The following is an 11,534-nucleotide window of genomic DNA, read 5'->3' as shown; positions in this document are numbered from 1 at the left end:
GGACGCCGCCGAACAATTTTTAGGGAAACCCCCGCACCAATGGTGCGGGGGTTTTCTGCGTTCTGCGGCGCCCCCCACCCCCCGGCGGAAATAAGTATGGGTAAGTGAGCGTTTAGTTGTGCGTTGTCATACGTATAGAAGTCGATCTTGTACAGATAGACTCGGGGATACTTGGATTTCCATGACGCCGGCGCATTCGCCCATGTGGAACTCGATCAAAATATGCTTTGCTTGCGAAGCGGATGAAACAGTCAACCGGGTCGCACCCTCACGGTAGATGTCCAGGACATCTTCCCCGTTGCTCTTCGTCCATCGTGCCCTGACCGACCTGGATAGAGTTTCATACGAGAAGGTGAGCACATCACCCACGTCGTCTGGTCGACATGTAATAACGCGTGCGCCATTTTCATCGGTCTCCGGCCATTCGCCGATCTTGTCGAGAACCTCTTCGTCATCGGGAACGATAAAGTCTCTGTACATCGTCAAGTTACCTTTCGGTGTAGGCAGGCCAGTGTGGCAGGGTGCCGCGGATGGTCACGTTTGGACCGCTGCCGCGGAAAATAACGGTAGACAATCTGCGTCCGCCGTCGGGAAAAATCTCCCATGTACTCTCGACACCCAGAGCGCCATGTGGTCCATGGAGGACGGAATTTGTCACGCCGAAGTCTCCCCTTCCTCCGTCCCATTCTTTGGTGAAAGTTTGCTCGAATGGCTGATGCGATAAACCTTCCAGATGTTCCGTCACGTATCGGCGCGAGGCGGGAGTATCACTGAGGCCGATCCGGTGAAGCTGCAATTCATTTTGGAGCGCGCGAGGAGAATTGTGTGAATCCGGCTTGATGTTCTTGTTGAATAGATAGTCGAGCTTTCGCGGATCCACCTCTGCGGCGCCACTCTCGCCCGAAGGGCATCCCGCAAGCCCCATCGGGTCCAGCCACGTGTGGGGGTTTTGGACGTAGGAGGCCGGGTTAGGCGCAGGCGTGAGACCGAGTGGATCGAGTGTGAGGTATCGGCCTGTTTCGGGGTCGTAGTGGCGGAAGTAGTTGTAGTGAAGGCCTGTTTCGGGGTCGTAGTACTGGCCGGGGAAGCGTAGGGGTGTGTAGGTGGTGCTGTCTGTTGCCCACGCGGTGGTTCCCCACAACGTGCTGCGGGTTCTCCAGGCGATGTTGCCGTGTTCGTCGATGAGTTCGTTGGGGGTGCCGATCAGGTCGGTGATGATGGCGAAGAAGCGGGAGTCGATTTCCTGTTGTGGGGCGTCTGCCGCGGTGATGCGTTCGGTTTGGGACAGGGGGTGGAGGCCTTGGTGGTCCCAGGTGAGAGTGACCGGGTTCGGGAGGGCCGATGAGGTGGTGGTCTGTTCGCAGAGGGTGGTGCCGTCCCAGGTGAAGGTCACCTGTTCCAGGACGGTCTTGCCGTCGTCCGCCAGGCGTTGTTTCGAGGTGCGGCGGCCCAGGGGGTCGTAGGTGTAGTGCCAGTGGGTGCCGTCGGGGGTGGTGACCGAGGTCAGGTGGTCCTCGGTGTCCCAGGTGTAGTGCCAGGTGTCCGGTTTTTTCGACAGGCGGGTTTTCTGGCGGAGGGTGATACGGCCCAGGGGGTCGTGTTCGTAGCGGACGTTGCCGGCGCGGGTGATGCGGGTGCCCTGGTAGGTGCGGGGGCCGGTTGCCTCCGTGCCGGGGTGGGTGGGGGGCCAGCTCGCCTCGGTTTGGTTGCCGGCCTCGTCGTAGGCGTAGCGCTCGGTCCAGCCGGCCGCGTGGACCGCTGTGACCCTGCCCGTCGCGTCGAGGTCGAATCGGCGGGGGCCCGAGAGGTGGTCCTCGACGCCGGTCAGGTTGCCGTCGGCCCGGTAGGTGTAGGAGCGGTGCTGGAGCAGAGCATCGTCCATGCCCGTCACCGATTGGGTCGTCAGGCGGCCCAGGGGGTCGAAGGTGTGGGCCAGGGTGAGTGTGTCGCCGATCCGGCGGGTCAGTTCGCGGCCGGTCTTGTCGTAGGTGAAGTCGATCGGGCGGCCTGACGCGACCATGCTGGTGCGGTGGCCGGCTGCGTCGTGGGTCCAGGTGGAGACGGCGCCGGTCGGGGTCGTGCGGCCTGTGCGGCGGCCGAGTTCGTCGTAGGTGTGGGTCAGGGTCCGGCCGTCGACCGTCTCGGAGCGCAGGCGGCCGTGGCGGTCGCGGAGCAGGGTGAGGGTGGTGCCGTTGGGGCCGGTCGCCCGGGCCAGTTGGTCGGTCAGGTCGTAGGCGTAGGTCGTCACCCGGCCGGCGGCGTTCTTGCGGAGGACCTGGCCGAGTTCGTTGCGCTCGAAGGACACCAGCTCGCCGAGGGTGTTGCGGCGGGAGGTCAGACGGCCCGCCGCGTCGTACTCGTAAGTCAGGGTGCGGTTGTCGAAGTCGGTCTCCGTCAGCAGGTGGCCGGCGGCGTCGTAGACGTACTCCCACGTCAGGCCCTGTGGGTTAGTGACCTGGGTCAGGCGCAGTTCCGCGTCGTGGGCGAACTCGTAGCGCACCCCGTCCGGGCCGGTCCGGGAGGACAGCAGGTCGAAGTGGGTGTATTCGAAGCGGGTCACGCCGCCCAGCGGGTCGGTGTGGGTGGTGCAGTTGCCCTCGCCGTCGTAGGTCCATGATTCCGTCGTGCCGTCCGCGGCGGTACGGCGTGTCAGGTGGCCCTCGATCGACCACTCCAGCCGTGTCGTCGCGCCGGCCGGGTCCGTGATCGCGGTCGGGCGGCCGAACGGGTCCCGGGTGTAGCAGGTGACCGCGCCGAGAGGACCGGTCACCGTCAGGGGGAGGCCCGCGCGGTCGGACACCAGCGTCGTCGTATGGCCCAGGGGGTCCGTCACCGAGGTCAGATGGCCGCACTCGTTGTACGTGAAGCGGGTCGTAGAGCCGGAAGAGTCCGTCACCGAAGTGCGGTTGCCCTGGGAGTCGAAGGTCTGCCGGACGGTCGTGCCGTCCGGGTGGACCAGCTTCACCGGTAGACCCAGCTCGTTGTACTCCGCCCTCGACTCCCGGCCGTCCGGGCGGACGATCGAGGTGAGGTTGCCCGTCGCGTCGTAGCGGAACGACGTCGTGTGGCCCAGCGGGTCCGTCGTGGAGAGCAGGCGGTTGTAGCGGTCGCGGACGTAGCTCGTGGTCGCGCCCAGGGGGTCGTTCTCCGCGACCACCTGCCAGGCGTCGTTGACCAGGTAGCGGCGGGTGTGGCCCGCGCCGGTCATCGCCGTCGTGGTGCGCAGGCCCGTGACCGGGTCCGGGTCCGCGTACGTCAGGCGGAGCGCCATGTGCCCTGCGGCGCCGCCCTCCGCCACGCAGCGGTCCCGGTCGTCGTACGCGTAGGTGTAGGAGCGGTCGTTCGTGTCTGTCCAGGACGTCACCCGGCCGCGGTCGTCGTAGCCGAAACGCAGGGGCAGGCCCGAGGAGTTGACCACCTCGGTGAGATTGCCGTCCGTGTAGGCGAAGCGCTTGAGTTCCTCGCCCGTCGTCGCCAGGCGGTACGAGGTGACGCGACCCGAGTCCGTGGTGATACGAACGCCCTGGCCGGCGTTCGTGAAGACGGCCAGCGGGGTGCCCTCGGCGTCGTGCTCGAAGGCGAGCCAGTTGCCGTTGCGGTCGTCCACCTGCTCCAGGACGGCCAGGTGCTCGGTCCGGTCGGTGAAGTGCCAGGTGCGGTGGGTCTCCGGGTCCGTGATCGTGTAGCCGCCGGCCACGCGGTCCAGCGGTCGGCGGGGGCCGTGGCTGGGGAGGGTCGGCAGACCTGGTGCGGGGTGGGGGTAGGAGAGGAGCAGGCCGTCCTCCGTGACGAAGACGACTCCCTCCGCGTCGATCTCCAGGCGCTGGTCCAGCGTGGAGGACCACGACGGGCCGAACCAGCGGCCCAGGCGGTAGCCGGACTCCACCCGCCGCTTGAGGAGCAGGGGGAGCGTGCCGGGCAGAACGACGTCCGTCTGCGGCAGGTACATCTTGCCGGTGGCGAGGTCGATGGGGTCGGTACCTTCACTCGACACCGAATTCTGCTCGCGGGAGGGCTGATGGGGGTCCTCGCGCACCGTGTCCCGGGCGGTGGCCTTCCCCGCGTCCTCCGCGCCCGTCCGTGCCCCGTCCTTCAGCGTGCCCTCGGCCGCCGAACGCAGGCCCGCCTGTGCCGCGTCGCGGGTCAGGCCCGTCTCCAGGCCGATGCCGTCGCCGACGAAGAGCTGGGGCAGCATCCGGCCGCCGAACTCGGACGGGTCCTTCTTGAAGTCGGACCACATGCCCTTCAGCGCGCGGTCGGGGTGTTCGTCGAGGGCCACCAGACCGCTGAGGGTCATGCTGACGTGCTGGAGGTAGTTGGCCGGGTGCGTGACGTTGTAGATGTCGAGGGGGTTGAGGCCGCGTACGAAGGTGAGCAGGCCCGCCGTGCCCTTGACGACGCCACCCACGAAGTGGACGGCCTCGGCGTCGATCTCCGTGCAGCCGTCCTTGAGTTCGTGGCGCAGCCGGGTCAGTGGCGGGGGCTCGGCGGGGGCGTGGGCGAGGGCCGCCTTGATCTTGCCCTGGGCCTCCGTGGCGGCGGTGTTGCGCTGCTTGCGGGCGGCGGCGAGCTTGTGCACGGCCGAGTCGATGTCGGCCTTGCCGGGGTCGTGGAACGGCTCGGGCTTGGGGCCCGGATCCTCGTTCGCCTTGACCTTCGCGTTGTAGGCGTCGGCCTTCTTGTTGTACGCCTCGACCGCGTCCTTGGACGCCTTGGTGCCCTTCTTGTAGAGCGCGACGGCCTCCTTGGCCTGGCTCTGGGCCCACTTGACGGTGTCCGCGTACGACTCCAGAGCCTGTGCCGCCCCGAGGCAGGCCTCGGCCGCGGTGGTCCACTTGGCCGGGTGGACGCCGAACTTCTTGCGGAAGGCGTCCCCGCCCTCGCCCTCCCAGCCGGAGGAGTCGACCTTGCGCATCCCCTGGCCGACCTTGTCGAAGGCGCTGTCGAAGTCCCGCAGATGCTTGGCGCTCTCCCGGATCCGCTCCGGGGCGCCGTGCAGGAGCTGTTCCGGCTCGTCGGTCTCGCCGAGCTGCTTCTCGCCCGGGGTGGCACCCAGGTAGGAGGCGAGCCCGTCGCCCGCGTCCTCGACCTTGTCGGCCCACTTGTGCAGGCCGATGTGGTCCAGCTCGCCGCCCACCTTGTGCGCGGCCCAGTCGACACCCTCGCCGACCTTCTTCTTGCCCGCGTCCCAGGTCTCCTCGCCGGCGCCGAGGACGGTGTTGGTGATCTTGCCCAGCTCACCCAGACCCATCAGCCGGCACCGCCCTGCCGCCGGGCGGCCTGAGCGCGTTCCTCGGGGGAGGGGCCGAAGGCCTTGTCGAGCAGCTTGTGGTAGTCCGCGTCCGACATGCCGCTCGGCCTGATGCCCATGGTTTTCGCGGCAGGGGAGTCCATGAAGTCGCGGGCGTCGTCGGCCCAGCCCTGCTTGCTGTTGGCCCACGCGTCGTCGAAGGACTTCTTGCTGTAGTCCACATTCCCGTCGTACGGGCTGGACTTGAAGATGTCCCCCCAGCCCATCTTCTCCACGTCCTCCTCGGAGGCGTCGGGATTGCCGATCGCCGCGTTGGCGACGTCCTTGAACGTGCCGACCACGTAGTTCTCGGTGTCGTAGTACGTGCCCGCCGCCAGGCCCGTCTTCATGGCGAATCCGCTGCCCTCGTCGATCAGCGCGCGCACGCCCCACTCCCAGCGTTCGCAGAACGACTTGAATTCGCCGGTCAGCCCGTCGTGGCCCAACTGGAGCCCGGTCAGGCCGACTTTGTCGAAGCCGCGGCCGGCGTCCGCCGCGTACACCAGGCCCAGTTCCTTCAGCTCGCTGAGGGCGTCGTTCAGCCCCTTGGCGATCAGGGCCAGGCCCTCGGTCTTCAAGTCCTTGCCGTCGCCGCTCACTTCGCGTCCCCCCGCTCCGCGTTCACGTCCACCGCCACCCGGTCCGGCACGATCCCCACGACCGGCGGGAACAGCGCGCCCCGGCCGCCCACGTTCAGCGCGACCCCGCACGGAACCCCCACGGCGGGCACAGCGGCGTCCAGCAGCCGGGCGCCCAGCCAGCGCTGGTACGCCCACTCCCGGTCACCCTCGCCCCGGGCCAGCGCGTAGCGGGCCAGGGCGGTCTCGTCGGAGAAGGCGTAGATCCAGCGGACGCCGCCGTAGTCGCCCGTCAGAGGGACGTCGTGTTCGTCCACGGGTACGAGAACGGCCGTACGGCGGAACTCACCTACGCGCGTGGCCAATTCGCGGCGCGCATGTGCCAATTCGGCGGCAGGTGAACGGGTAAAGGAATTCTTGTTCGACGGCAAAGAAGTGTTCTCGTCCGGCCGACGGGTTTCCGTCTTCTCCCGTTCGGCGGGTACCGCCGTCTCCACGTATTCGGTGAGGCGTGAGCTGCGCGTTGCCGCTGCCGAATTCATTCCGTCCCCTGAGGCCACGTCAGGGAGCATCACATCGGCGTATCGCCGCTCGCAACGCGAATCGGGTGGGGCTGGCCGGAAATGCACGAGGCGCCCGGACTCCTCCGAGGGGGAGGCCGGGCGCCTCGTGCATGGGGTCGGGGGTGGTCAGGTCAGGGCATCGCGTGGACGTGGGCGCCCACCGTGCCGGACCAGGAGTTGCCGTTGGAGGCGTCCCAGTTGGTGGACCAGGTCATGGCGCCGCGCAGGTCGGGGTAGGTCTTCGAGGGCTTGAAGGAGCCGCAGTTGGTGGCGGCGCTCAGGCAGTCGAGGGCGTTGTTCACGACCGAGGGGGAGACGTAGCCGCTGCCCGCCGCGCTGGTGGAGGCGGGGAGGCCGAGGCCGATCTGGGAGGGGGAGAGGCCGCCCTGGAGCTGGATGCAGGCGAGGGCGGTGAGGAAGTCGACCGTGCCCTGGCTGTAGACCTTGCCGTCGCAGCCCAGCATGGAACCGCTGTTGTAGTACTGGGTGTTGACGACCGTGAGGATGTCCTTCACGTTCAGGGCCGTCTGGAAGTAGGAGGCGGACGTCGACTGCATGTCGATCGTCTGCGGGGCCATCGTGATGATCAGGGACGGGCCCGCCTTCGCGGACAGGGCGCGCAGGGCCTGGGTCATGTACGTCGCGTTCAGACCGTTCTCCAGGTCGATGTCGACGCCGTCAAAGCCGTACGTCTGCATCAGGGAGTAGACGGAGTTCGCGAAGTTCGTGGCCGAGGCCGAGTCGCTGACCGAGATCGTGCCGTTCTGGCCGCCGATCGAGATGATGACCTTCTTGCCGGCCGCCTGCTTGGCCTTGATGTCGGCCTTGAACTGGTCGGCCGTGTAGCCGCCGAGGTCGGCCGAGTCCAGGGTGAAGGTCACCGCGCCCGGCGTGGTGGACGCGTCCGCGAAGGCCACCGCGATGATGTCGTAGGCGGCGGGCACGTCGGAGATCTTCTGGACCTTGGCGCCGTTGTTGAAGTTCTGCCAGTAGCCCGTCACCGCGTGCTTCGGGAGCGAGCCCCCGGTGTTGCCGCCGGTGCCGGTCGAGTCGGTGGTCGCCGTCACCGCCGCCGACTTCTGCGACTCACCCGCCGCGTTCGTCGCCGTCACCTGGAAGGAGTACGAGGTGGCGGCGGACAGGCCCGTGAGGGTGGCCGAGGTACCGGTCGTCGAGGAGACCTTCGCGCCGTTCTCGTACACGTTGTAGCCCGTCGCGCCCGAGGACGTGGACCAGGTGAGCGAGGCGGAGGACGAGGTCGTGGCGGAGACCGCGAGGCCGGTGGGGGCGGCCGGGACGGCGGGGGGCGTGGTGCCGCCGCCGGTGCCGCCGCCGTCGGGGCCGTAGAGAGAGACGTCGTCGGCGTAGTAGGCGGCCTGGCCGTACCAGCCGTGGGTGTAGACCGTGACCGACGTGGTGTTCGCGCCGGTGGTGAACGACGTCGACAGCTGCTTCCAGGCCGTCGTGTCCGGCGTCCAGGTGGAGACGTCCGTGGTGCCCGTGCCCGTCACGCCCAGGTAGGTGTAGCCGCCCTGGACCCAGGAACTCAGTGTGTACGAGGAGTTGGGCTTGACCGCGACCGTCTGGGTGCACTGGGCGTTGTCCTGCCCCGCGGGGGTCGCCTTGAGCGCGCTGGTTCCGGAGTGCACCGGGGAGGAGACGGTCGTGCCGCTGCCCGCCGAGCAGGTCCAGTCGGACAGGCCCGATTCGAAGCCGGCGTTGACGACGTTGTTGACGTCGGCCGCGGACGCCGGTGTGGCGGTCGCGGCGAGGCCGGCGGTGGCGAGGGCGAGGGTGACGGCGGCGGACCATGCCGCGAGCCGGCGTCGGGGTGGTCTGGGAGTGGCTGGTGCTCGGTCCACGGGGACCTCCGGGGGAGTCGGAGTGGTGCAGGGGTCCAGCGGGTGGATGCCAACGGGTGAATTCCAGGAGGGTGGAATCCGACGGGGTGGAATCCGTGGGGTGGAGCCGGTGGCCACCGGTGCACAGACAAGTTGGTCCAGACCAATCCTGCTGTCAAGAGGTCCAGACCAAAGCGGGGGTCGATGGGTTTCGCAACCTGCCCCGGTTTGCGGGGACTTGCCCCCAGCAAGTTCCACATGGGCTTCACAAACGCTGTTCTCCCGCCCGGCACGCGTGGATACAGTGCTCAGGTAGTCACGCAGTGAAGTCACCGGGGAGCGGGGCGTGCCAACTGCCATTGCCGTGACCAGCGCCGACCTGGCGCTGCCGCCACAGGACGAACGCACCATGCCCGCCGTCGTGCTGGCCGGACTCGACCGGCAGCCGCTCGATCACGCCCTCACCGAACTGAGCGACCTCATCGAGGGTCACGGCCATGTCGTCGTGCTGTGCTCGGCGGCCACCCCGGAGCCGGTCGTACGACGCCTGTACACCCTGCGCTCGCTGCTGGAGAGCGACCGGATCGCGCTGCTCCGGCCCGAGCTGCCGCCCCTCGGAGTCGCCGTACTGGGGCGCCAGTTACGGCAGCTCGCCTCCTGCGACCTCAGCCCCGGGGTGCTGGCCTCCGCCGGGCGGCTGCTCGCCCACTACATCCATGCCGGCGCCGTGCTCGGCTCGGTGGCCCGGCTCGACCGGGTGCCGGTCGGCCTGAAGGCGCACGCCAAGTCCTGGGTGCCGGGCAGCCAGTTCGCCGTACTCGCCCATCCCGAGCCGCAGCTCGTCAAGGTCGCTCCCGAAGTCACCCTCAAGGGACCCGAGTTCCCCACCTGGCTGCTGCTCGCGAAGGGGCAGCTGCCCGGCGACTGGGCGGCCGGACTCGGGACCGCGTGGGGGGCGCAGGGGGTGCGGGAGACCGCGCTGCCCGCCGAGTCCCGCGCCTGGTGGGGGACCGGCCGCATGGTCGAGTTCTGCGCCCACCTCGACGATCTGTCGGTGCTGTACCAACTGGTCACGTCCGTACGGCAGTCCGGCTGCCACTGGTGCGGGCTCGACGTCATCGGCGACCGCTGCGTCTTCTGCTCCGCCGTCCCGCCCGTCCATGAACCGCCCGCCCCACGGGCCCTGGAACCCCGCACACCCGCCTGACCCCGGGAACACGCCCACGAGCTGTCCGTCCATATCCCGAACGACCGATTCCCCCAATGAGGTTGCACGGTTCATGAACTCCCGTCAGCGCCGCGGCGTGATACTCCTGCTCCTGTCCGTCCTGTGCGCTCTGCTCGCGTTCGCCGGTGTGCTCTCCGTCGTCCATGACGTCGACTCCAAGGTCGGCCCCGAGGTCACCGCCTACCGGGTCCGCTCCGATGTGAAGCCGTACACCACCCTGGACGCGGGCCAGTTCGAGAAGGTCAGGATGCCCAAGCGGTGGCTGTCCGGGACCGCGGTCACCGATCTGCGCGCGCTCCAGGGCAAGATCGCCGTCACCACGCTGCGCGCCGGGTCCCTGCTCCAGAGCGACATGATCGTGGACCAGCCCGCCCTCCAGCCCGGACAGCAGGAGGTCGCCATCATGATCGACGCGGCGACGGGCGTGGCGGGCAAGATCACCCCGGGGTCCCGGGTCAATGTGTACGCCACCTTCGCGGGCAAGAAGGAGGGCGATCCCGACCAGTCGAAGATCATCGTCACCGACGCCCGCGTCCTCGACGTCGGCCGGATCACCGCGCTGGACCCGGACGCCGCCAAGAACAACCAGCAGCAGCCGAGCGAGGCCGTCCCGATCACCTTCGCGCTGTCCACCCTCGACGCCCAGCGCATCACCTACGCCGAGTCCTTCGCCCAGCGCGTCCGGCTCGCCCTGGTGGGCCCCGGCGGCGACACGAGCGTCCCGGACAAGGACCGCACCTACGAACTCGCGACGGACAAGTGAGAGGCGGCCCGCATGCCGACCAGGATCCTCCCGGCGGGCGCCGACCCGGACGCCGTCCGCTCCCTCGTCACCCTGCTCAGCCAGCTGCCCGACGCCGAACCGCAGCCGCCGGTCACCGACTCCACCCAGCTGGTGGACGCCCTCGCCCGGCTCGCCGCCGAGGCCGTGGACGAACTGCCCGAGGTGCTCGTCGTCCATGAACGCATCGGCCCCGCACCGGCGTTGGAGCTGATCCGCGAGATCGCCCTGCGCTTCCCGGCGGTCGGCGTCATCCTCGTCACCAGCGACGCGAGTCCCGGCCTGTTCGCCGCGGCCATGGACTCCGGCGCCCGGGGCCTGGTCGCGCTCCCGCTGTCGTACGACGAACTGGCAGGACGGGTGCAGGCGGTCGCCCAGTGGTCCACGGAGGTACGACGCCACCTCGGCCAGGGCGGCGAGGCGCCGGGCGGCTCCGGCGGTACGGTCGTCACGGTCAGCGGCGCCAAGGGGGGCGTCGGCGCGACGCTCACGGCCGTACAGCTCGCGCTCGCCGCACAGGCCTCCGGGCGGTCCACCGCGCTGGTCGACCTCGACCTCCAGTGCGGGGACGTCGCCTCCTTCCTGGACATCCAGTTCCGGCGCTCGGTCGCCGACCTCGCCGCCATCAGCGACATCTCGCCCCGCGTCCTCGCCGACGCCCTCTTCCGCCATGACACCGGGCTCGCGCTGCTGCTCGCGCCCGGCGAGGGGGAGCGCGGCGAGGAGGTCACCGACCGCGCCGCCCGGCAGATCGTGCGCGCCCTGCGCTCGCGCTACGAGGTGGTCGTCATCGACTGCGGCGCACAGCTCGGCGGGGCGGGCGCGGCCGCGATCGAGACGGCCGACACGGCGTTGCTGGTGACGACGCCGGACGTGATCGCCGTACGCGCCGCCAAGCGGACCGTACGGATGTGGGACCGGCTCCAGATCCGCAAGGCGGAGGAGACCACGGTCGTCGTCAACCGGCAGAGCCGGCACACCGAGATCCAGCCCGCGCTGGTGCAGCGGATCACCGGTACGGCGCTGGCGCGCACCGCCGTACCCGCCAACTTCAAGGAACTCCAGGCGGTGGTGGACGCGGGGCGGGTCCATGAGCTGGAAGCGCGCAGCACGGTGAAACAGGCGCTGTGGGCGCTCGCGGGGGAGCTGGGGCTCGCGCGGGCGGCGGAGGGCGCGAACCGGGGCGGGGTGCGGGGTGGCGTGCGCGGCGGAGTGCGTGGTGGCGGTGGGCGCGATGGGGCGCGCGCCGCCAC

Annotated in this window: 8 protein-coding genes; 3 read left to right on the top strand and 5 right to left on the bottom strand. The window is 69.1% G+C overall.

Annotation, left to right across the window (positions count from 1 at the left end):
• Positions 1 to 126 precede the first annotated feature (126 nt).
• The 5 genes from CCN72_RS16940 to CCN72_RS16920 form a co-directional block, all read right to left on the bottom strand.
• The gene (locus CCN72_RS16940) at positions 127 to 480 is read right to left on the bottom strand and encodes a hypothetical protein (protein WP_086808247.1); all 354 of its coding nucleotides are present in this window, start codon (positions 478 to 480) and stop codon (positions 127 to 129) included.
• A 7-nt stretch (positions 481 to 487) separates the two neighbouring features.
• Positions 488 to 5,251 carry a putative T7SS-secreted protein gene (locus tag CCN72_RS16935; protein WP_086808246.1) on the bottom strand — a complete coding sequence of 1,588 codons (4,764 nt, stop codon included), beginning with the start codon at positions 5,249 to 5,251 and terminating at the stop codon, positions 488 to 490.
• Positions 5,251 to 5,889: a hypothetical protein gene (locus tag CCN72_RS16930; protein WP_086808245.1), complete on the bottom strand. Its 639-nt coding sequence runs from the start codon at positions 5,887 to 5,889 to the stop codon at positions 5,251 to 5,253. The genes CCN72_RS16935 and CCN72_RS16930 overlap by 1 nt, the downstream gene beginning before the upstream one ends.
• Entirely contained in the window at positions 5,886 to 6,185 is a 300-nt protein-coding gene (locus tag CCN72_RS41695; RefSeq protein WP_402150100.1) for an SseB family protein, read from the bottom strand. The genes CCN72_RS16930 and CCN72_RS41695 overlap by 4 nt, the downstream gene beginning before the upstream one ends.
• A 377-nt stretch (positions 6,186 to 6,562) precedes the next feature.
• Entirely contained in the window at positions 6,563 to 8,293 is a 1,731-nt protein-coding gene (locus tag CCN72_RS16920; protein ID WP_086808243.1) for a chitinase, read from the bottom strand.
• A 325-nt stretch (positions 8,294 to 8,618) separates the two neighbouring features.
• Here CCN72_RS16920 and CCN72_RS16915 point away from each other — a divergent pair, with 325 nt between their 5' ends.
• The 3 genes from CCN72_RS16915 to CCN72_RS16905 all read left to right on the top strand — a co-directional run.
• On the top strand, positions 8,619 to 9,479 hold the full coding sequence (locus CCN72_RS16915; RefSeq protein WP_086808242.1) for a hypothetical protein: 861 nt from the start codon (positions 8,619 to 8,621) through the stop codon (positions 9,477 to 9,479).
• Positions 9,480 to 9,552: 73 nt separating this feature from the next.
• Positions 9,553 to 10,263, top strand: a complete 711-nt coding sequence (gene cpaB, locus CCN72_RS16910; protein ID WP_037664275.1) for a Flp pilus assembly protein CpaB — start codon at positions 9,553 to 9,555, stop codon at positions 10,261 to 10,263.
• A gap of 12 nt (positions 10,264 to 10,275) precedes the next feature.
• On the top strand, positions 10,276 to 11,534 hold a 1,259-nt coding region (locus CCN72_RS16905), incomplete at its 3' end, for a CpaE/TadZ family protein (protein WP_244174266.1).

It is taken from the genome of Streptomyces murinus, assembly GCF_002154555.1.
Taxonomy (GTDB): domain Bacteria; phylum Actinomycetota; class Actinomycetes; order Streptomycetales; family Streptomycetaceae; genus Streptomyces; species Streptomyces murinus.
Note: the sequence above shows the minus strand (reverse complement) of the source record. Positions and strands in the feature narration are given on the sequence as shown.

Coding starts and splice junctions, on each gene's coding strand:
- CCN72_RS16940 (WP_086808247.1), bottom strand. CDS start 480: ATGTACAGAGACTTTATCGTTCCCGATGACGAAGAGGTTCTCGACAAG.
- CCN72_RS16935 (WP_086808246.1), bottom strand. CDS start 5,251: ATGGGTCTGGGTGAGCTGGGCAAGATCACCAACACCGTCCTCGGCGCC.
- cpaB (WP_037664275.1), top strand. CDS start 9,553: ATGAACTCCCGTCAGCGCCGCGGCGTGATACTCCTGCTCCTGTCCGTC.